The organism is Streptococcus sp. HMSC067H01, assembly GCF_001814775.1.
GTDB lineage: Bacteria > Bacillota > Bacilli > Lactobacillales > Streptococcaceae > Streptococcus.
Genome location: NZ_KV817781.1, coordinates 72739 through 94014, shown reverse-complemented (window position 1 = coordinate 94014; position 21276 = coordinate 72739). Strand labels below are relative to the sequence as shown.

At 40.8% G+C, this 21276-nt stretch carries 22 protein-coding genes and 1 pseudogene; 22 read left to right on the top strand and 1 reads right to left on the bottom strand.

The window, feature by feature from the left end:
• The first annotated feature begins 2 nt into the window (after window positions 1–2).
• The 12 genes from HMPREF2987_RS01850 (at window position 3) to HMPREF2987_RS01795 (ending at window position 10131) form a co-directional block, all read left to right on the top strand.
• The gene (locus tag HMPREF2987_RS01850; RefSeq protein ID WP_075229084.1) at window positions 3–1265 is read left to right on the top strand and encodes a glutamate-5-semialdehyde dehydrogenase; all 1263 of its coding nucleotides are present in this window, start codon (window positions 3–5) and stop codon (window positions 1263–1265) included.
• Between the two features lie 3 nt (window positions 1266–1268).
• Window positions 1269–2066: a pyrroline-5-carboxylate reductase gene (proC, locus tag HMPREF2987_RS01845; protein ID WP_075229083.1), complete on the top strand. Its 798-nt coding sequence runs from the start codon at window positions 1269–1271 to the stop codon at window positions 2064–2066.
• A 118-nt stretch (window positions 2067–2184) separates the two neighbouring features.
• Window positions 2185–2823: a dTMP kinase gene (tmk, locus tag HMPREF2987_RS01840; protein ID WP_075229082.1), complete on the top strand. Its 639-nt coding sequence runs from the start codon at window positions 2185–2187 to the stop codon at window positions 2821–2823.
• A complete protein-coding gene (locus tag HMPREF2987_RS01835; protein WP_075229081.1) occupies window positions 2820–3710 on the top strand; it encodes a DNA polymerase III subunit delta' in 891 nt (296 codons plus the stop codon). The genes tmk and HMPREF2987_RS01835 overlap by 4 nt, the downstream gene beginning before the upstream one ends.
• Window positions 3711–3739: 29 nt before the next feature.
• The gene (yabA, locus tag HMPREF2987_RS01830; protein ID WP_070461008.1) at window positions 3740–4057 is read left to right on the top strand and encodes a DNA replication initiation control protein YabA; all 318 of its coding nucleotides are present in this window, start codon (window positions 3740–3742) and stop codon (window positions 4055–4057) included.
• A gap of 2 nt (window positions 4058–4059) precedes the next feature.
• Window positions 4060–4938 (top strand): 16S rRNA (cytidine(1402)-2'-O)-methyltransferase, encoded by an 879-nt coding sequence (rsmI, locus tag HMPREF2987_RS01825; RefSeq protein WP_075229080.1) that lies wholly within the window; start codon window positions 4060–4062, stop codon window positions 4936–4938.
• Window positions 4939–5128: 190 nt separating this feature from the next.
• Window positions 5129–6463, top strand: a complete 1335-nt coding sequence (gene trmFO / locus HMPREF2987_RS01820; RefSeq protein ID WP_075229079.1) for a methylenetetrahydrofolate--tRNA-(uracil(54)-C(5))-methyltransferase (FADH(2)-oxidizing) TrmFO — start codon at window positions 5129–5131, stop codon at window positions 6461–6463.
• A gap of 86 nt (window positions 6464–6549) precedes the next feature.
• The gene (gene pyrH, locus HMPREF2987_RS01815; RefSeq protein WP_075229078.1) at window positions 6550–7284 is read left to right on the top strand and encodes a UMP kinase; all 735 of its coding nucleotides are present in this window, start codon (window positions 6550–6552) and stop codon (window positions 7282–7284) included.
• 9 nt (window positions 7285–7293) lie between these two features.
• Window positions 7294–7851, top strand: coding sequence for a ribosome recycling factor (frr, locus tag HMPREF2987_RS01810; RefSeq protein ID WP_001262232.1), 558 nt, complete (start codon window positions 7294–7296; stop codon window positions 7849–7851).
• 60 nt (window positions 7852–7911) lie between these two features.
• Window positions 7912–8766, top strand: coding sequence for an RNA-binding virulence regulatory protein CvfB (gene cvfB, locus HMPREF2987_RS01805; RefSeq protein ID WP_075229077.1), 855 nt, complete (start codon window positions 7912–7914; stop codon window positions 8764–8766).
• Window positions 8767–8774: 8 nt separating this feature from the next.
• Complete coding sequence (locus tag HMPREF2987_RS01800) at window positions 8775–8990, top strand: YozE family protein (protein WP_075229076.1); 216 nt, start codon at window positions 8775–8777, stop codon at window positions 8988–8990.
• Window positions 8991–9144: 154 nt separating this feature from the next.
• The gene (locus HMPREF2987_RS01795; RefSeq protein WP_075229075.1) at window positions 9145–10131 is read left to right on the top strand and encodes a PhoH family protein; all 987 of its coding nucleotides are present in this window, start codon (window positions 9145–9147) and stop codon (window positions 10129–10131) included.
• Window positions 10132–10344: 213 nt separating this feature from the next.
• On the opposite strand, the gene ald is transcribed toward HMPREF2987_RS01795, so the two are convergent.
• Entirely contained in the window at window positions 10345–11457 is a 1113-nt protein-coding gene (gene ald / locus HMPREF2987_RS01790) for an alanine dehydrogenase (RefSeq protein WP_075229074.1), read from the bottom strand.
• A 192-nt stretch (window positions 11458–11649) separates the two neighbouring features.
• On the opposite strand from ald, the gene HMPREF2987_RS01785 reads away from it, so the two are divergent.
• The 10 genes and pseudogenes from HMPREF2987_RS01785 to HMPREF2987_RS01740 all read left to right on the top strand — a co-directional run bounded on the left by HMPREF2987_RS01785 (window position 11650) and on the right by HMPREF2987_RS01740 (window position 21216).
• Window positions 11650–12219 carry a GNAT family N-acetyltransferase gene (locus HMPREF2987_RS01785; protein WP_075229369.1) on the top strand — a complete coding sequence of 190 codons (570 nt, stop codon included), beginning with the start codon at window positions 11650–11652 and terminating at the stop codon, window positions 12217–12219.
• A 66-nt stretch (window positions 12220–12285) separates the two neighbouring features.
• Window positions 12286–12936, top strand: a complete 651-nt coding sequence (locus tag HMPREF2987_RS01780; protein WP_075229073.1) for a helix-hairpin-helix domain-containing protein — start codon at window positions 12286–12288, stop codon at window positions 12934–12936.
• The gene (locus tag HMPREF2987_RS01775) at window positions 12920–15148 is read left to right on the top strand and encodes a ComEC/Rec2 family competence protein (RefSeq protein ID WP_075229072.1); all 2229 of its coding nucleotides are present in this window, start codon (window positions 12920–12922) and stop codon (window positions 15146–15148) included. The genes HMPREF2987_RS01780 and HMPREF2987_RS01775 overlap by 17 nt, the downstream gene beginning before the upstream one ends.
• Window positions 15149–15287: 139 nt before the next feature.
• Window positions 15288–16574 (top strand): peptidase U32 family protein, encoded by a 1287-nt coding sequence (locus tag HMPREF2987_RS01770; RefSeq protein WP_000169115.1) that lies wholly within the window; start codon window positions 15288–15290, stop codon window positions 16572–16574.
• Window positions 16575–16804: 230 nt separating this feature from the next.
• A complete protein-coding gene (locus HMPREF2987_RS01765) occupies window positions 16805–17005 on the top strand; it encodes a F0F1 ATP synthase subunit C (protein WP_075229071.1) in 201 nt (66 codons plus the stop codon).
• A gap of 32 nt (window positions 17006–17037) precedes the next feature.
• Window positions 17038–17754 (top strand): F0F1 ATP synthase subunit A, encoded by a 717-nt coding sequence (gene atpB, locus HMPREF2987_RS01760; protein ID WP_075229070.1) that lies wholly within the window; start codon window positions 17038–17040, stop codon window positions 17752–17754.
• A gap of 18 nt (window positions 17755–17772) precedes the next feature.
• Window positions 17773–18266: pseudogene (atpF, locus tag HMPREF2987_RS01755) on the top strand (F0F1 ATP synthase subunit B).
• Complete coding sequence (locus tag HMPREF2987_RS01750; protein ID WP_075229069.1) at window positions 18266–18802, top strand: F0F1 ATP synthase subunit delta; 537 nt, start codon at window positions 18266–18268, stop codon at window positions 18800–18802. Before atpF ends, HMPREF2987_RS01750 begins: the two are co-directional and overlap by 1 nt.
• A gap of 14 nt (window positions 18803–18816) precedes the next feature.
• Window positions 18817–20322, top strand: coding sequence for a F0F1 ATP synthase subunit alpha (atpA, locus tag HMPREF2987_RS01745; RefSeq protein ID WP_075229068.1), 1506 nt, complete (start codon window positions 18817–18819; stop codon window positions 20320–20322).
• A 15-nt stretch (window positions 20323–20337) separates the two neighbouring features.
• Window positions 20338–21216, top strand: coding sequence for a F0F1 ATP synthase subunit gamma (locus HMPREF2987_RS01740; protein WP_075229067.1), 879 nt, complete (start codon window positions 20338–20340; stop codon window positions 21214–21216).
• The last annotated feature ends 60 nt before the right edge of the window (window positions 21217–21276 follow it).

Sequence of the window (21276 nt, the reverse complement as noted above, 5' to 3'; positions counted from 1 at the left end):
CTATGGTAAGTACACAAGAACAATTTGAACAGGTACAGGCTGTTAAAAAATCAATCAACACAGCTAGTGAAGAGGTGAAAAACCAAGCCTTGCTAGCCATGGCTGATCACTTATTAGCAGCTACTGAGGAAATTTTAGCGGCAAATGCCCTCGATATGGAAGCGGCAAAGGGTAAAATCTCAGATGTGATGCTGGATCGTCTTTATTTGGATGCAGGGCGTATAGAAGCTATGGCAACTGGGATTCGTGAAGTAGTTGCTTTACCAGATCCAATCGGTGAAGTTTTAGAAACTAGTCAGCTTGAAAACGGCCTGGTCATCACCAAGAAACGTGTAGCCATGGGGGTTATCGGTATTATCTATGAAAGCCGTCCAAATGTGACGTCTGATGCAGCTACTTTAGCTCTTAAGAGTGGAAATGCGGTTGTTCTTCGTAGTGGTAAGGATGCCTATCAAACAGCTCATGCCATTGTCACAGCCTTGAAGGAGGGCTTGGAGAAAACTACTATTCACCCAGATGTCATTCAACTGGTGGAAGATACTAGCCGTGAAAGTAGCTATGCTATGATGAAGGCTAAGGGGTTTCTAGATCTTCTTATTCCTCGTGGAGGGGCTGGCTTGATCAATGCTGTCGTTGAGAATGCTATTGTGCCAGTTATCGAGACAGGGACTGGTATTGTCCATGTCTATGTGGATAAGGATGCCGATGAAGACAAGGCTCTGTCTATCATCAATAATGCCAAAACCAGTCGTCCTTCTGTCTGTAATGCCATGGAGGTTCTGCTGGTTCATGAAGACAAGGCGGCAAGCTTCCTTCCTCGCTTGGAGCAAGTGCTGGTTGCAGATCGAAAAGAAGCTGGTCTGGAACCAATTCAATTCCGCCTAGATAGCAAAGCAAGCCAGTTTGTTTCAGGTCAAGCAGCTGAGGTCCAAGACTTTGACACCGAGTTTTTAGACTATGTCCTTGCTGTTAAGGTTGTGAGCAGTTTAGAAGAAGCGGTTGCCCATATTGAGGCCCACAGTACCCATCATTCGGATGCCGTTGTGACTGAAAATGCTGAGGCGGCAACTTACTTTACAGATCAAGTAGACTCTGCAGCGGTTTATGTCAATGCTTCGACTCGTTTCACTGATGGTGGCCAATTTGGTCTTGGTTGTGAAATGGGGATTTCTACTCAGAAACTACATGCGCGTGGTCCAATGGGCTTGAAGGAATTGACCAGCTACAAATATGTAGTTACTGGTGATGGACAGATAAGGGAGTAAGAGATGAAGATTGGATTTATCGGCTTGGGGAATATGGGTGCTAGTTTAGCTAAGGTAGTCTTGCAGGCAAAAACTAGTCATCAGATTTTCCTTGCCAATCGTAGTCAAGCCAAGGTGGAAGCTTTTATTACCAACTTCGGTGGTCTGGCTTCTAGCAATGACGAAATCTTTGCAGAAGCAGATGTGATTTTTCTTGGAGTGAAGCCAGCTCAATTCTCTGAACTGCTTACTCAATATCAGACCATTCTTGAAAATAGAAAGAGTCTTCTTTTGATTTCCATGGCAGCTGGATTGACTTTAGAAAAACTAGCAAGTCTTATCCCAAGTCAGCACCGAATTATTCGCATCATGCCAAATACACCTGTTGCTATTGGGCAAGGAGTGATTAGCTATGCCTTGTCTGCAAATTGTCATCCAGAAGACAATGAACTTTTTTGTCAATTTTTAGCCAAGGCTGGCCAGTTAGTTGAAATAAGTGATAGTTTAATAGATGCTGCGACAGGGCTTGCAGGTTGTGGGCCTGCCTTTGTCTATCTTTTTATCGAAGCATTGGCGGATGCAGGAGTTCAGACAGGATTGCCAAGAGAAATGGCTCTGAAAATGGCGGCTCAAACAGTAGTTGGTGCAGGTCAAATGGTCCTAGAAAGTCAGCAACATCCTGGAGTCTTGAAAGATCAAGTTTGTAGCCCAGGTGGTTCGACCATTGCTGGTGTAGCAAGTCTAGAAGAACATGCTTTTAGAGGAACCGTTATGGACGCTGTCAACCAAGCCTACAAAAGAACTAAAGAATTAGGCAAATAAGAGGTGAGAGTTAAAACTCAACCTCTTTTTTATTACAAAGAGCGAAATGAAAAAAGCTTTTCACAAATCCCTATTTTTTTGATAGAATAGAAGAGAGAAAAATAGAAATGAGTCAGACATGTCAAAAGGATTTTTAGTCTCTCTTGAGGGACCAGAGGGAGCGGGAAAGACAAGCGTTCTTGAAGCCCTAATCCCTATATTAGAGGATAGGGGAATAGAAGTTTTAAGCACTCGTGAACCAGGCGGGGTTTTGATTGGAGAAAAGATTCGAGAAGTGATTCTAGATCCTAGTCATACTGAAATGGATCCTAAGACGGAGCTTCTCCTCTATATTGCCAGTCGTCGACAACACTTGGTGGAAAAGGTCTTACCAGCACTTGCAGCTGGAAAACTGGTTATTATGGACCGCTTTATTGACAGTTCAGTTGCCTATCAGGGATTTGGGCGTGGTTTAGATAAAGAAGCTATTGATTGGCTTAATGAGTTTGCAACTGATGGACTGAAACCTGATTTGACTCTTTATTTTGATATTGAGGTCGAAGAGGGACTGGCACGTATTGCTGCCAACAGTGATCGGGAAGTCAATCGTTTGGACATGGAAGGCCTAAACCTACATCGAAAAGTTCGTCAGGGTTATCTATCTCTTTTGGAAAAGGAAGCAAACCGCATTGTAAAAATCGATGCTAGCCTACCACTTGATCAAGTGATTGCGAACACGCAGCAGCTACTTTTTGATAGGATGGGATTAAGGAGATGAAACAAGATCAATTAAGAGCTTGTCAGCCTCTACAATTTGAACGGTTTGTTCATATCTTGGAGCAAGGGCAGCTCAATCACGCCTATCTCTTTTCAGGTAATTTTGGAAGTTTAGAGATGGCCCTTTTCTTGTCTAAAAGTCTCTTTTGTAGTGAGAAAACTGGTATTTTTCCTTGTGAAAAATGTCGGAATTGTAAATTGATTGAGCAGGAAGAGCTTCCTGATGTGACTATAATTAAACCTCTGAATCAAGTGATTAAGACGGAGCGTATTCGGGAATTAGTCAGTCAATTTTCCCAGTCTGGTATTGAAAATCAACGTCAGGTTTTTATTATCGAACAAGCGGAAAAAATGCATGTGAATGCTGCAAATTCACTCTTGAAGGTTATTGAAGAACCACAGAGCGAAATATACATATTCTTTTTGACCAATGATGAAGAACAAATGTTGCCAACGATTCGAAGTCGGACCCAGATTTTTCAATTTAAGAAACAAGTCCCAACTCTAATATCTCAGCTTGAACAGGCTGATTTAGTAAAAAATAAAGCTAAACTATTGGCCCAATTTAGTCAGTCTCAGACGGAGGCTGATAAACTTGTGCATCAAGCAGGATTTTGGGCACTAGTAGATGAAAGTGAACGCCTTTTTGCTTGGCTTTTAGCCCATAAAAAAGAATCCTATTTGCAGGTTGCAAAATTAACGAGTTTGGCTGATGATAAAGAAAAGCAAGATCAGGTGATCAGGGTTTTAGAAGTATTAGCTGGTCAGGAGATTTTCAACGTTTCAGCTCGGAACATCTTGCAAAATCTCATTCAAGCTCGAAAAATGTTGCGGGCCAATGTCAGCTTTCAAAACGCTTTGGAATACCTGGTTTTACAAAAAAATTAAAGCAATGATAAATTAAAGAAAGGGCTGTAATGAATAAAAAAGAATTATTTGATGCTTTAGATGACTTTTCACAGCAATTGTTGGTAACCTTGGCAGACGTCGAAGCCATCAAAAAAAATCTCAAGAGTCTGGTAGAGGAAAATACAGCTCTTCGTTTAGAAAATGATAAATTGAGAGAACGATTGGGAGAAGTTGAGGAGACAACTCCATCCAAAACTAAACATGTGAGGGAAAATGTTCGTCGCATTTATGAGGACGGTTTTCATGTTTGTCGTGACTTTTATGGCCAACGTCGAGAGCAGGATGCAGAATGTATGTTCTGTGATGAACTGTTGTTTAGGGAGTAAGTATGCAGATTCAAAAGAGTTTTAAGGGACAATCTCCCTATGGCAAGCTTTATCTAGTCGCAACGCCGATTGGTAATCTAGAAGATATGACTTTCCGCGCCATTCAGACCTTGAAAGAGGTCGACTGGATTGCGGCTGAAGATACTCGTAATACTGGACTTTTGCTTAAGCATTTTGATATTTCGACTAAACAGATCAGTTTTCACGAGCATAATGCCAAGGAAAAAATTCCTGATTTGATCGAATTGTTAAAGCAAGGTCAAAATCTTGCCCAAGTATCTGATGCAGGGATGCCTAGCATTTCCGATCCAGGGCATGATTTGGTCAAGTCTGCCATTGAAGAAGACATCGCGGTTGTCACAGTTCCAGGAGCTAGTGCAGGAATTTCTGCCTTGATTGCTAGCGGTTTAGCACCCCAACCTCACACTTTTTATGGTTTCTTACCACGAAAATCTGGTCAGCAAAAGCAGTTTTTCGAAGCAAAAAAAGCTTATCCTGAGACTCAGATTTTCTATGAATCACCCCACCGTGTGGCAGATACGCTAGAAAATATGCTAGAAGTCTACGATGATCGCTCGGTGGTCTTGGTTAGAGAATTGACTAAAATCTTTGAAGAATACCAACGTGGAAAAATTTCAGAATTACTGGAAAGCATCGCAGAAACACCGCTCAAAGGCGAATGTCTTCTCATTGTAGAAGGTGCTAGTCAGGAGGTAGAGGATAAGGATGAAATTGACTTGTTCTTAGAAATTCAAGTCCGTATCCAGCAAGGTATTAAGAAAAATCAAGCCATTAAGGAAGTTGCGAAGATTTACCAATGGAACAAAAGCCAGCTCTACGCTGCCTACCACGAATGGGAAGAACATCAGGAAAACAACTAGACAGGGAAGTTTGCCTTCTTCCCTTTTTTTGTTATACTAGAAGAAGAAAAAAATAGAAAGATTTGTGGGAGTGAAAAAGTCCTGTTGACTTTTTCAGCCTGAGCCAAGAAATTCGAAAGCGAAGTAAGTTCGGAGGGAACTTTTTCAACCTGACTCAGGAAATTCACACTCCCAAAGAGGTATTAGTGTCGTGTCTCAATCTTATATCAATGTTATCGGTGCTGGTTTGGCAGGTTCGGAAGCAGCTTACCAAATCGCAGAACGTGGGATTCCTGTTAAACTGTATGAAATGCGTGGTGTCAAGTCAACACCTCAGCACAAAACAGACAATTTTGCCGAGTTAGTTTGTTCCAACTCCTTGCGAGGGGATGCACTTACAAATGCTGTTGGTCTCCTCAAGGAAGAAATGCGTCGCTTGGGTTCTGTTATCTTGGAATCTGCTGAAGCAACCCGTGTTCCTGCTGGAGGAGCACTTGCGGTTGACCGTGATGGTTTTTCTCAAATGGTCACTGAAAAAATTGCTAATCATCCCTTGATTGAAGTGGTACGTGACGAAATTACAGAATTGCCAACAGATGCTATTACAGTTGTAGCGACTGGTCCTTTGACTAGTGATACCCTTGCTGAGAAAATTCACGCTCTTAATGGCGGTGACGGTTTTTATTTCTACGATGCTGCAGCGCCTATTGTGGATGTTAATACGATTGATATGAACAAGGTTTATCTCAAATCTCGTTATGACAAGGGAGAAGCGGCCTACCTCAATGCTCCTATGACCAAGCAAGAATTTATGGATTTCCATGAAGCCTTGGTCAATGCGGAAGAAGCTCCGTTAAATTCTTTTGAAAAAGAAAAGTATTTTGAAGGATGCATGCCGATCGAAGTTATGGCTAAACGGGGTATCAAAACCATGCTCTATGGTCCTATGAAACCAGTTGGTTTAGAGTATCCAGACGATTACACAGGTCCTCGTGACGGAGAATTTAAGACACCATACGCTGTAGTTCAGCTTCGTCAGGACAATGCTGCTGGAAGTCTTTATAATATCGTTGGATTCCAAACCCACCTCAAATGGGGAGAACAAAAACGTGTTTTCCAAATGATTCCAGGTCTTGAAAATGCGGAGTTTGTCCGTTATGGAGTGATGCACCGTAATTCTTACATGGATTCACCAAATCTTCTTGAACAGACCTACCGTTCTAAGAAACAACCAAATCTCTTCTTTGCTGGTCAGATGACTGGAGTGGAAGGCTATGTTGAGTCAGCGGCATCAGGTCTAGTAGCTGGTATTAACGCAGCTCGTCTTTTCAAGGGAGAAAGTCCTGCTATTTTCCCAGAAACGACTGCAATTGGCAGTCTAGCTCATTACATCACCCATGCGGACAGCAAACATTTCCAACCAATGAACGTCAATTTCGGAATTATCAAGGAATTGGAAGGTGAACGCATTCGTGATAAGAAGGCTCGTTATGAAAAAATTGCAGAGCGTGCCTTGGCTGATTTAGAGGAATTTTTAACTATCTAATTTTTTTAAAAGAAATACTCATGATACTATAAAAATCTTAGAAATTGTGATAAAATAGTTTGAATAAAATAAAGGAGCGAAGTCAGGTGGAACCCAAATATAAACGTATTTTGATTAAGTTATCAGGTGAGGCCCTTGCTGGGGAACGTGGTGTCGGAATTGATATCAAAACTGTTCAAGCAATGGCTGAAGAAATTCAGGAAGTACATAACTTAGGTATTGAGATTGCCCTCGTTATTGGTGGAGGAAATCTCTGGCGTGGAGAACCTGCGGCAGAAGCTGGAATGGATCGTGTTCAGGCAGACTACACAGGAATGCTTGGAACAGTTATGAATGCTCTTGTGATGGCAGATTCATTGCAACAAGTGGGTGTGGATACTCGTGTGCAAACAGCCATTGCCATGCAACAAGTAGCAGAACCTTACGTTCGTGGACGTGCACTTCGTCATCTTGAAAAAGGACGCATTGTTATCTTTGGTGCGGGAATTGGATCACCATACTTCTCAACAGATACAACAGCCGCCCTTCGTGCAGCAGAGATTGAAGCGGACGCTATCTTGATGGCTAAGAATGGTGTTGACGGTGTCTATAACGCTGATCCCAAAAAGGATAAGACAGCCGTTAAATTTGAAGAGTTGACTCACCGTGATGTCATTAATAAAGGTCTCCGTATCATGGACTCAACTGCTTCAACACTTTCAATGGACAATGATATTGACTTGGTAGTTTTCAACATGAACCAACCAGGGAATATTAAACGTGTTGTATTTGGTGAAAATATCGGAACTACAGTTTCAAATAATATCGAAGAAAAGGAATAAGAAATCATTATGGCAAACGCAATCGTAGAAAAAGCAAAAGAGAGAATGACTCAATCTCACCACTCACTTGCTCGTGAGTTTGGAAGTATTCGTGCTGGCCGTGCTAATGCTAGCTTGCTTGACCGCATCCACGTTGAGTACTATGGTGTTGAAACACCACTTAACCAAATTGCTTCTATCACAATCCCAGAAGCGCGTGTCTTGTTGGTAACACCATTTGACAAATCATCTTTGAAAGATATCGAACGTGCTTTGAATGCTTCAGACCTAGGTATCACGCCAGCTAACGATGGTTCTGTTATTCGTTTGGTAATCCCAGCTCTCACAGAAGAAACTCGTCGTGATCTCGCTAAAGAAGTGAAAAAAGTTGGTGAGAATGCTAAAGTTGCTATCCGTAATATCCGTCGTGACGCTATGGATGAAGCTAAAAAACAAGAAAAAGCTAAAGAAATCACTGAAGATGAATTGAAGACTCTTGAAAAAGATATTCAAAAAGCGACAGACGATGCTGTTAAACACATCGACGAAATGACTGCCAATAAAGAAAAAGAAATCTTGGAAGTCTAAGAAATAAACAGAAAAACTCAGTTGGCATTGCTGGCTGAGTTTTATTCGAAAGAAGGAAATATGAATACAAATCTTGCAAGTTTTATCGTTGGACTCATCATCGATGAAAATGACCGTTTTTACTTTGTTCAAAAGGATGGTCAAACCTATGCTCTTGCTAAGGAAGAAGGTCAGCATACAGTGGGGGATACGGTCAAAGGTTTTGCCTACACGGATATGAAGCAAAAACTACGTTTGACAACTATAGAGGTCACTGCCACTCAGGACCAATTTGGTTGGGGAACCGTAACAGAAGTTCGTAAGGATTTGGGTGTCTTTGTTGATACAGGTCTTCCTGACAAGGAAATCGTTGTGTCACTGGATATTCTACCTGAGCTTAAAGAACTTTGGCCAAAGAAAGGCGATCGCCTATACATTCGTCTAGAAGTGGACAAGAAGGACCGTATCTGGGGCGTATTGGCTTATCAGGAAGACTTCCAACGATTGGCTCGTCCTGCCTACAATAACATGCAGAACCAAAACTGGCCAGCCATTGTTTATCGTCTCAAGTTGTCAGGAACTTTTGTTTACCTGCCAGAAAATAACATGCTTGGCTTCATCCATCCAAGTGAGCGTTATGCAGAGCCACGTTTGGGGCAAGTGTTAGATGTACGTGTTATTGGCTTCCGTGAGGTGGATCGCACACTCAATCTTTCACTAAAACCACGTTCTTTTGAGATGTTGGAAAACGATGCGCAGATGATCTTGACTTACTTGGAAAGCAATGGTGGCTTCATGACCCTGAATGACAAGTCAGCGCCAGATGATATCAAGGCAACCTTTGGTATCTCTAAAGGTCAATTTAAAAAAGCGCTCGGTGGTTTGATGAAGGCTGGTAAAATTAAACAAGACCAGTTTGGTACGGAACTAATCTAGGGAGGCTTATGAGAAAATCATTTTATACTTGGCTCATGACCGAACGCAATCCTAAAAGCAATAGTTCAAAAGCAATTTTAGCGGATTTGGCCTTTGAGGAGTCTGCCTTCCCAAAGCATACAGATGATTTCGATCAAGTCAGTCGTTTTTTAGAGGAACATGCTAGCTTTTCCTTTAATATGGGAGACTTTGATCGAATTTGGCAAGAATATCTAGAACATTAAGGCTACTAGATGGGGTTGGGGATAGTAATTTCTCAGCCTCTTTGCTATAATATAGTCATTCAGTTTAACTTTTACTAGGTCCTAATCGACTTTTTAACTACTAAAAGCAAACGAAACATTATATAAAATTAAAAGAGTTAGAGAGGTTCTTTATTTGAAGGAACATTCAATAGACATTCAGCTTAGTCATCCAGATGATTTATTTCATCTTTTTGGTTCTAATGAGCGCCACCTTCGTTTGATGGAGGATGAGTTAGGTGTCATCATCCACGCTCGTACAGAGATTGTACAAGTCTTGGGGGAAGAGTCAGCTTGTGAGGAAGCCCGACAAGTTATTCAAGCCCTGATGGTTTTGGTCAATCGTGGAATGACCGTTGGAACTCCGGATGTAGTGACAGCTATTACCATGGTTAAGAATAATGAAATCGATAAGTTTGTCGCCCTCTATGAAGAAGAGATTATTAAGGATAATACAGGCAAGCCTATCCGTGTTAAAACCTTGGGTCAAAAGCTTTATGTGGATAGTGTCAAACAACACGATGTGACCTTTGGTATTGGGCCAGCAGGGACAGGTAAAACCTTCCTAGCAGTTACCTTAGCCGTAACAGCTCTCAAGCGTGGGCAAGTCAAGCGTATTATTCTGACACGTCCAGCAGTAGAAGCAGGAGAGAGTCTAGGATTTCTTCCAGGAGATCTCAAGGAAAAGGTTGATCCTTATCTTCGTCCAGTTTATGATGCTTTATATCAGATCTTAGGGAAAGACCAAACAACTCGTCTCATGGAGAGAGAAATTATTGAGATTGCACCTTTGGCCTATATGCGTGGACGTACCTTGGATGATGCCTTTGTCATTTTGGATGAAGCCCAAAATACAACCATCATGCAGATGAAGATGTTCTTGACACGTCTTGGATTTAATTCTAAGATGATTGTCAATGGGGATATTAGTCAGATTGACCTACCGCGTAATGTAAAGTCAGGTTTGATTGATGCCCAAGAAAAACTTAAGAACATTCACCAAATTGACTTTGTTCATTTCTCAGCCAAGGATGTGGTTCGCCACCCAGTTGTCGCTCAAATTATCAGAGCCTATGAACCTCGACCTGTCAAAGCTGAAGAAAATCAAGAAGAAACAGAATAAAGATAAAGAGAGTGGGACAGAAATCGGTAATTCGTTAGAATTCGATTTCGTCGTCCCACCTCCGCACAGTTGAGTAGGGCTGTAAAAGCTGATGAAATCAGCGTAGAAGAGCCCACTCAACCACTGCGTCTTGCTCGACAATCCAAAGACAAATGAGAGGCTAGGACTTTTGTCCCAGCCTCTTATTTTTGTAGTATTAATTTATAAATCATTTTAGACAAGTTCACTGATTGAAGTGAAGTCACGTTCCAAGCCTTCTGCAACTGGTTGACTGGTGAGGTATCCTTGATAGGTTGTCACACCTTCAAGCAAGCCTGCGTCTTCAAGGATAGCTTTCTTAAATCCTTTACCTGCCAAGGCTTCGATATAAGGAAGAGTCACATTTGTAAGGGCGATGGTAGATGTGCGAGCAACAGCTCCAGGAATGTTGGCAACCGCATAGTGAAGAACACCATGTTTTTCATAGACAGGTTCATCATGAGTTGTCACACGGTCAGCTGTTGCAATAACACCACCTTGGTCTACAGCAACGTCGACGATGACAGAACCAGGACGCATTTGTTGAACCATGTCATCGGTCACCAATTTTGGTGCTTTGGCACCAGGGATCAAAACTGCACCGATAACAACGTCTGCTTCACGCACACTTGCTTCGATATTAAATGGGTTAGACATGAGTGTTTGGATTTGGTGACCAAAGACATCTTCTAGGACAGAGAGGCGCTTAGCGCTGATATCAAGAATAGTTACTTGAGCTCCCAAACCAAGAGCGATACGAGCTGCATGTGTACCAACGACACCACCACCGATAATGGTTACTTTTCCTTTTGGTACACCTGGAACACCACCCAAGAGAACACCAGAACCGCCAGCTTGTTTAGTCAAGAAATGAGCTCCGATTTGGACTGCCATACGACCAGCAACCTCACTCATTGGAACCAATAGAGGGAGTTGCCCTTGAGTATCACGAACTGTCTCATAAGCAACACCAGTTGTTTTAGCTGTAAGCATAGCATCAGCCAATTCTGGAGCAGCTGCCATGTGCAAGTAGGTGAAGAGAAGTAAATCCTCACGCAAGAACTGGTACTCACTAGCAAGGGGTTCCTTGACTTTAACAACTAACTCTGCAGCCCAGGCTTCAGCAGCAGTTGCGACAATTTCTGCTCCTTGCTTTTCATAGTCAGCATCAGCAAAGCCAGATCCAAGACCTGCATTTGTTTCGATGAGGACTCGGTGACCACGACCAACAAGACTCTGTACACCAGCAGGTGTCAAAGCAACACGATTTTCATTATTTTTAATTTCCTTTGGAATTCCAATTAACATAGAGATTTGCTCCTTATTTAACATCTAGGTTCTTATACTAAATCATCACGGGAAGAACCCAGTCTTTTCTTGTGATGTTCTTATTTTATATGAAACCCCTTGGAAAATCAAGAAAAATTATTGATTTCTACTGCATTTTTTGTTAAGCTTTTAGAAAATATTTTTTTCCAAAGAAAAAGGGAGGAATGGGCAATGGAATCACTATTTATCAAACTAGCGAAGCATCAAATTATCGAAACAGAACGCTTAGTGCTTAGACCTGTAACACTTGATGATGCAGAAGCTATGTTTGAGTATGCTTCAAATAAAGAAAATACGCGCTACACTTTTCCAACCAATCAAAGTTTAGAGGAAACAAAGAATAATATTGCCCAGTTTTATCTAGCCAATCCATTGGGCCGATGGGGAATTGAATTAAAAAGTACAGGAGAGTTTATCGGAACCATTGACCTGCACAAGATGGATACTGTTCTTAAGAAGGCAGCCATTGGTTACATTATCAATCAAAAATATTGGAATCAAGGTTTGACGACAGAAGCCAATAGAGCTGTAATTGAACTGGCTTTTGAAAAGATTGGGATGAATAAGTTGACGGCCCTTCACGATAAGGATAATCCTGCGTCAGGAAAAGTCATGGAGAAATCAGGCATGCACTTTTCTCACGAAGAACCATATGCCAGAATGGATAATAAAGAACCGGGACGAATTGTAACACGTGTACATTATGTTTTAACCAAGGAAGATTATTTTGCAAATAAGTAAGCAGTTGAAAAGTTTTTTCAGCTGTTTTTTTCTTTCTCTTACGAATAAGCTAAGAGAGGAGAAAATATGGAAGAACTTATTGAGAAAATCAAAGAATACAAAATCATTGTTATCTGTGCTAGTTTGGGTTTGGTCTTGGGTGGATTTTTCCTGCTGAAACCATCAATTCAAGCACCTGCCAAGGAAAGCAATTTTCAGACTGAAGTTGCAGCTATTTCAAAGGATTCAACTACCGAAAAAGAGGAGAAGACCCAGAAAGAGAAAAAAGAAGAAGCGGTGGAGCAAGATTTGATTACTGTAGATGTCAAAGGTGCCGTCAAATCACCTGGAATCTATGATTTACCAGTGGGAAGTCGGGTCAATGATGCTGTCCAGAAAGCTGGTGGCTTGATAGATAATGCTGATAGTAAGTCTATCAACCTTGCCCAGAAGATTAGTGATGAAGCGCTGGTCTATGTCCCGACTAAGGAAGAAGCAGCTAACCAAGAGTCTTATTCAAATGCTACTGGAAATAAGGAAAGCAAGAAGGTTAATCTCAATAAAGCCAGTCTTGAAGAGTTAAAACAAGTCAAAGGATTAGGTGCTAAACGCGCTCAGGACATTATTGACCATCGTGAGTCCAATGGTAAGTTTAAGTCAGTAGATGAGCTCAAAAAGGTTTCTGGTATTGGCGCAAAAACGATAGAAAAGTTAAAAGAGTATGTCACAGTGGATTAGTTGCTTTCCAATTCCCAAAATCTATCTCAGCTTTCTCTTGCTCTGGCTTTACTATACAATCTTTTCAGCTAGTTTTCTAGCACTTTTGGGGTTTGTATTTTTAGTATTTTGTCTTTTTATCCACCATCCTTGGAAAGTTGTACTAAAGGTTCTTCTGATTTGTGGACTATTTGCTAGTTGGTTTTTATTTCAAAAATGGCAACAAGAAGAAGCTAGTCAAAACTTGCTTTCTTCTGTCGAAACTGTTCGAATATTACCTGACACCATCAAGGTGAATGGGGACAGTCTTTCTTTTCGTGGTAAAGCTGAAGGACGAATGTTTCAGGTCTATTATAAACTTCAATCAGAAGCAGAAAAAGAAGACTTTCAAAATGTAACAGATTTGTATGATATTACTTTGGAAGGGAAATTAGCTAGCCCTCAAGGGGCAAGAAATTTTGCTGGCTTTGATTATCGCAACTATCTAAAAAGTCAAGGGATTTATCAAACCTTGACCATTTCGAAAATTTCAGATATGAAAGCCACGAGCAGTTGGGATATTGGAGAAAATTTATCTAGTTTGCGAAGAAAAGCAGTTGTCTGGATAAAAAGGAATTTTCCCGACCCCATGCGCAATTATATGACAGGTCTGTTATTAGGCTACTTGGACACAGACTTTGAGGAAATGAATGAACTCTATTCCAGTCTAGGAATTATTCACCTTTTTGCTTTGTCAGGAATGCAAGTCGGATTCTTTATGGATGCATTTAGAAAGTCACTCTTGCGTTTGGGTATGACTCAAGAGAAGTTCAAATGGTTAGCTTATCCATTTTCTTTGTTTTATGCAGGATTGACAGGATTTTCAGCATCTGTGATTAGAAGTCTGCTACAAAAAATCTTGTCCCAGCATGGTTTTAAGGGCTTGGATAACTTTGCTATGACAGTCCTCCTTTTGTTTATAGTCATGCCAAACTTTTTCCTAACTGCTGGAGGAGTTCTTTCCTGCGCCTATGCCTTTATCCTAACTATGACTAGTAAAGAAGGTCAAGGCGTAAAAGCTGTTGTCAGAGAGAGTTTCATTATTTCCTTGGGAATCTTGCCAATTTTATCGTTTTACTTTTCTGAATTTCAACCGTGGTCAATTGTCCTAACTTTTGCCTTTTCTTTCTTATTTGACATGGTTTTATTGCCCCTCTTATCAATTCTCTTTTGTTTGTCAATGATATACCCGTTCACTCAGTTTAACTTTATCTTTGAATTGTTAGAAAGTATCATACGCTTTGTTTATCAACTATCAAGTCGTCCGATTGTCTTTGGTCAGCCAAGTGTTTGGATTTTACTGGCACTCTTAATCGCATTGGCATTACTCTATGACCTTAGAAAAAACTTCAAAAGACTAACTTTATTAGCTTTCTTAGTTGCTTCTCTCTTTTTAGTAACCAAGCACCCGATTGAAAATGAAATCACAGTTTTAGCTATGGACCAAGGAAGTAGTATTTTTTTGAGGGATATGACTGGAAAGACTATCCTGATTGATGTCGGAAGGGAGAAAGAAAGTGAAAAGAAAGAGGGCTGGCAGGAGAAGGTTTCATCGAGCACTGTCCAGCGAAACTTGATTCCCTATCTGAAAAGTCGAGGTGTGGCTAAGATTGACCAGTTAGTTTTAACAACTGGTGATGCTAAGCAACTAGGAAATCTACTAGAGTTAACTAAGGCTTTTGAAATAGGTGAAATTTTATTGCCAGAGGGGATTTTAGAGCAAAAAGTTTTTGTAGAAAAGTTGAAGAGTAGTAAGAACAAGGTAGGAGCCATTAAAAAGGGAGAAGACTTGTCTATCTTTGGCAGTAGATTAGAGGTGAGCCATCTAAGCGGAGATAAATCTGGAGAGGTTTCGGACTCCCTATTTCTCCATGGAAAACTCTTAAATCAAACCTTTCTTTTCGCTAATGATATCAAGGAAAAGGAATTAACCAAGCAATATCCAAATCTACAAGTAGATGTTCTCATAACTGGCCAAACGGCTTCCAAAGGTCGATCAGGTCTAGAGGATTTCAATCTGCTAAATCCTAAACTCACTGTCCTTTCAGCAGATCAGAAGAAAAACTTTAAAGCTCAACAGCAAGCCAGTGTGCTAGAAAAGGAAGACAAGACTAGTAAGGTTCACCATACCAACCAGCAAGGTGCCATTCGCTTTAAAGGATGGACTAGTTGGCAATTTGAAACTGTTCAGTAAGGTTATTAGATGAAACTAAAAATTAAAAGCTAAAAATTAAAATTGTCTAAACAATCAATCAAGGCTTGATTTTGCGTCCTGTTTACTATAAAATAGTTAAGATTGGTGTCAAACTTTTATATTGTAAATAGGAGAAAAAATGACAAAAACTTTAAAACGTCCTGAGGTTTTATCACCTGCAGGAACTTTAGAAAAACTAAAAGTAGCTGTTCAATACGGAGCAGATGCAGTCTTTATCGGTGGTCAGGCCTATGGTCTTCGTAGCCGCGCGGGTAACTTCACTTTCGAACAGATGGAAGAAGGAGTTCAGTTCGCTGCTAAGTACGGTGCTAAGGTTTATGTAGCTGCTAATATGGTCATGCACGAGGGAAACGAAGAAGGGGCCGGCGAATGGTTCCGTAAGTTGCGTGATATTGGCATTGCAGCGGTTATCGTGTCTGATCCAGCCTTGATCATGATTGCAGCAACAGAAGCACCAGGTCTTGAAATCCACCTCTCTACCCAAGCTAGTGCAACCAACTATGAAACTTTAGAATTCTGGAAAGAACTTGGATTGACTCGTGTCGTTTTGGCGCGTGAGGTTTCTATGGAAGAATTGGCAGAGATTCGCAAACGTACAGACGTTGAGATTGAAGCCTTCGTCCATGGAGCTATGTGTATCTCATACTCTGGTCGTTGTACTCTTTCTAACCATATGAGTATGCGTGACGCCAACCGTGGTGGATGTTCACAATCTTGCCGTTGGAAGTATGACCTTTACGATATGCCGTTCGGTAAGGAACGTAAGAGTCTAAAGGGAGAAATTCCTGAAGAATTTTCAATGTCAGCTGTTGATATGTCGATGATTGACCATATCCCAGATATGATTGAAAATGGTGTGGACAGTCTGAAGATTGAGGGCCGTATGAAGTCTATCCACTATGTTTCAACAGTTACAAACTGCTACAAGGCTGCTGTTGATGCCTATCTTGAGAGCCCTGAAAAGTTTGAAGCTATTAAGCAAGACTTGATTGATGAAATGTGGAAGGTTGCCCAACGTGAGTTGGCTACAGGTTTCTACTACGGAACACCATCTGAAAATGAACAACTTTTCGGAGCTCGTCGTAAGATTCCAGAATACAAGTTTGTTGCTGAAGTAGTAGCTTATGATGATGCGACTCAGACTGCAACCATTCGCCAACGTAACGTTATCAATGAAGGTGACCAAGTTGAGTTCTACGGACCAGGCTTCCGTCATTTTGAGACTTATATTGAAGACCTTCACGATGCTAAAGGAAATAAAATCGATCGCGCACCAAATCCAATGGAACTTTTGACTATCAAGGTTCCACAACCTGTGCAAGCAGGGGACATGGTTCGTGCACTCAAAGAAGGACTCATTAATCTCTATAAAGAAGATGGAACAAGCGTCACAGTTCGTGCCTAAAAAAATCAAAAATCTGAGTTTTATTTCTCAGATTTTTTTGTTTGCAGAAAAAGTAAAATGTACAGATTTTTTGAAGCTTTTTTGGAGAAAAAACAGCATTTTTACTTTAAAAATAGTAAAAGTAGAAATATTTCTTCTGAAACGCTTACAAGGTATGTAAAAATTTGACAAAAGCAAATTTTAGGGCTAAACTAAGGAAGTAAATTTAAATTAAAAAAGGAGAATTCATCATGAATTTAACATTTTTCGGACTTTGTCTTGCCTGTATGGGTGTATCTATTGCAGAGGGTTTGATTATGAGTAATCTTTTCAAAGCATCTGCCCGTCAACCTGAAATTATTGATCAACTACGTAGCCTTTTAATTCTCGGTGTTGCTTTTGTAGAAGGTACCTTCTTTGTAACCTTGGCGATGGCATTCGTCATTAAATAGACCACTCTATTTAGAGAAGGAGGTGTCAAACCATGGAAGAAAGTGTAAATCCGACCTTAGATATTGGACCAGTATCCTTTGATTTGACCCTACTTGCCATGTCTCTTGTAACTGTTTTGATGGTTTTTGCCTTTGTCTACTGGGCAAGTCGTAAAATGGCCATCCGTCCAAAGGGCAAACAGAATGCTCTTGAGATGATTTATGACTTTGTGATTAGTTTTGCCAAACCAAACATTGGAGATTCATACATCAAGGATTATTCCTTGTTCTTGTTCTCTCTATTTCTGTTTATCTTGGTTGCCAATAATATTGGCTTAATGGCAAAAGTACAAACAACAAACGGTTATAACTTGTGGACTTCCCCAACAGCTAACCTTGGATACGATTTATCCCTCTCCTTATTGATCACCATGATCGCTCATGTAGAAGGAATTCGTCGTAGAGGCGTTAAAGAATATTTGAGAGCATTTGTTACACCTGGCTTCATGACTCCGATGAACATTTTAGAAGAGTTCACCAATTTTGCCTCTTTGGCGATTCGGATTTACGGAAATATTTTCGCCGGTGAGGTCTTGGCAGGATTGCTATTAGCCTTGTCACAATATGCCTTGTATTGGTATCCTTTTGCCTTTATTGCAAACATGTTATGGACAGCCTTTTCAATTTTCATTTCATGTATTCAAGCGTATGTATTTACCATGTTGTCTTCTATGTACATTGGTAAAAAGGTAAATGGTGAGGAAGAGTAAGTAGAGGAGGATTAGAAGATGGATTTAACTATTAGTACCATTATCGGTGACTTTATTCTTATCGCTGGTTCCTTCCTTTTATTAATTTTTTTAGTTAAGAAATATGCTTGGGGAAATATTACCAGTATTTTGGATCAACGTGCTGAAAAAATTTCTTCAGATATTGATGGAGCTGAGCTAGCTCGTAAAAAGGCTGAGGAACTAGCAAGTAAGCGAGAAGCTGAGCTAGCAGGTAGCCGTACCGAAGCTAAAACGATTATCGAGAATGCAAAGGAAACAGCTGAGAAAAGTAAAGCCGACATCTTAGCTGAAGCTAAACTTGAAGCAGGTCGCTTAAAAGAAAAAGCCAACCAAGAAATTGCTCAAAATAAAGCTGAAGCTATACAAAGTGTTAAGGGAGAGGTGGCAGACTTAACAATCAGTCTTGCTGGAAAATTATCTCTCAAAACCTTGACGGTCAGGCCCATAAAGAACTCATTGATCAGTGTATTGATCAGCTAGGAGAAGCTTAATGGACAAAAAGACACTAAAGGTAATTGAAAAATACAGCATGCCTTTTGTCCAATTAGTGATTGAAAAAGGAGAAGAAGACCGCATCTTTTCTGACTTGGCTCAAATCAAGCAAGTCGCTGAAGAAACAGGCTTGCCTTCTTTTTTGGCGCAAGTGGCAGTAGATGAGTCGGATAAAGAAAAAACGGTTCGTTTTTTCCAGGACTCTGTGTCACCCTTAGTACAAAACTTTATCGAGGTTCTACTTTACAATCACAGATCAAACCTGTTTTATGATGTGATTGTAGATTGCTTGAATCGTCTTGAAAAAGAAACCAATCGGTTTGAAGTGACAATTACTTCTGCCCATCCTTTAACAGATGAACAGAAGGAACGTTTGCTCCCATTGATAGAGAGAAAAATGTCTCTTAAAGTGCGGAGTATTAAAGAAAAAATCGATGAAAGTCTAATTGGTGGTTTTGTTATTTTTGCCAATCACAAGACAATTGATGTTAGTATTAAACAACAACTTAAAGTTGTTAAGGAAAATTTGAAATAGAAAGTGGTGTTCTTTTGGCAATTAACGCACAAGAAATCAGCGCTTTAATTAAGCAACAAATTGAAAATTTCAAACCCAATTTTGATGTGACTGAAACTGGTGTTGTAACCTACATCGGTGACGGGATTGCGCGTGCTCATGGCCTCGAAAATGCCATGAGTGGTGAGCTGTTGGTTTTTGAAAATGGCTCTTATGGTATGGCGCAAAACTTGGAATCAACAGATGTCGGTATTATCATACTTGGAGACTTTACAGATATCCGTGAAGGCGATACAATTCGTCGTACAGGGAAAATCATGGAAGTTCCAGTTGGTGATAGCTTGATTGGACGTGTTGTCGATCCCCTTGGTCGTCCTGTAGACGGTTTGGGTCCGATTAACACAGATAAGACTCGTCCAGTTGAAGCACCAGCTCCTGGTGTCATGCAACGTAAGTCTGTCTCAGAACCATTGCAAACAGGTTTGAAAGCTATTGACGCCCTTGTTCCAATCGGTCGTGGGCAACGTGAGTTGATCATTGGTGACCGTCAAACAGGGAAGACAACTATCGCTATTGACGCTATCTTGAACCAAAAAGGTCAAGATATGATTTGTATCTATGTAGCGATTGGACAAAAAGAATCAACAGTTCGTACACAAGTAGAAACACTTCGTCAGTACGGTGCCTTGGATTACACAATCGTTGTGACAGCCTCAGCTTCACAACCTTCTCCATTGCTCTTCCTTGCTCCTTATGCAGGGGTTGCTATGGCAGAGGAGTTCATGTACCAAGGAAAGCATGTCTTGATTGTTTATGATGACCTATCTAAACAAGCGGTAGCTTATCGTGAACTTTCTCTCTTGCTCCGTCGTCCACCAGGTCGTGAGGCCTTCCCAGGAGATGTCTTCTACCTTCACAGCCGTCTACTTGAGCGTTCTGCTAAAGTTTCAGATGAGCTTGGCGGTGGATCTATCACGGCTCTTCCATTTATCGAGACCCAAGCTGGAGATATCTCAGCCTATATTGCCACAAACGTAATCTCTATTACGGATGGACAAATCTTCCTAAGTGATAGTCTCTTTAATGCGGGTATTCGTCCAGCTATTGATGCGGGTTCTTCTGTATCTCGTGTTGGTGGTTCGGCTCAGATTAAAGCCATGAAGAAGGTTGCTGGTACTCTTCGTATCGACCTTGCTTCATACCGAGAGTTGGAAGCCTTCACTAAGTTTGGTTCAGACTTGGATGCTGCTACTCAGGCTAAATTGAACCGTGGTCGTCGTACTGTAGAAGTATTGAAACAACCTGTTCATAAACCATTACCTGTTGAGAAACAAGTAACCATTCTGTATGCCTTGACTCATGGATTCTTGGATACTATATCAGTTGATGATATTGTTCGTTTTGAGGAAGAATTCCATGCCTTCTTTGATGCGCAACATCCAGAGATTTTGGAAACTATTCGTGAAACAAAAGACTTGCCAGAAGAAGCAGTCTTGGATGCTGCGATTACTGAGTTTCTCAACCAATCCAGCTTCCAATAAGAATAGAGGTGTCAGATGGCAGTATCTCTAAATGATATTAAAACAAAAATCGCCTCAACGAAAAATACTAGTCAAATTACTAACGCCATGCAGATGGTTTCTGCAGCTAAGTTAGGTCGTTCTGAAGAAGCTGCACGCAACTTCCAGATTTATGCTCAAAAAGTTCGTAAACTCCTTACAGATATCCTTCACGGGGATGGAGCAGGTGGATCAACAAATCCGATGTTGATTAGCCGCCCGGTCAAGAAAACAGGCTATATCGTCATTACTTCTGACCGAGGTCTTGTTGGAGGCTATAACTCTTCAATCTTGAAGGCCGTCATGGAAATTCAGAAGGAATACCATCCATCAGGTGATGATTTTGAAGTTATCTGTATCGGTGGTATGGGAGCAGACTTCTTTAAAGCTCGTGGTATTCAGCCAATTTATGAATTGCGTGGTCTCGCAAGTCAACCAAGCTTCGATGAAGTTCGCAAGATTATTTCAAAAACCATTGAAATGTATCAAAATGAGCTATTTGATGAGCTCTATGTTTGCTACAACCACCACGTGAATACACTGACAAGTCAAATGCGTGTGGAGCAGATGCTTCCAATTGTCGACTTGGACCCAAATGAAGCAGATGATAGCTATAGCTTGACTTTTGAGCTTGAGACTAGTCGTGAAGAAATCTTGGATCAACTATTGCCTCAGTTTGCAGAAAGTATGATTTACGGTGCTATTATCGATGCCAAGACAGCTGAAAATGCTGCAGGGATGACGGCTATGCAAACAGCGACAGATAATGCTAAAAAAGTTATCAATGATTTGACTATCCAGTATAACCGTGCCAGACAGGCGGCGATTACACAAGAAATTACAGAAATCGTAGCAGGAGCTAGTGCCTTAGAATAGGCACTAGTCCAGCTCGTATGAAAATGAACTTATACTCAATGAAAATCAAAGAGCAAACTA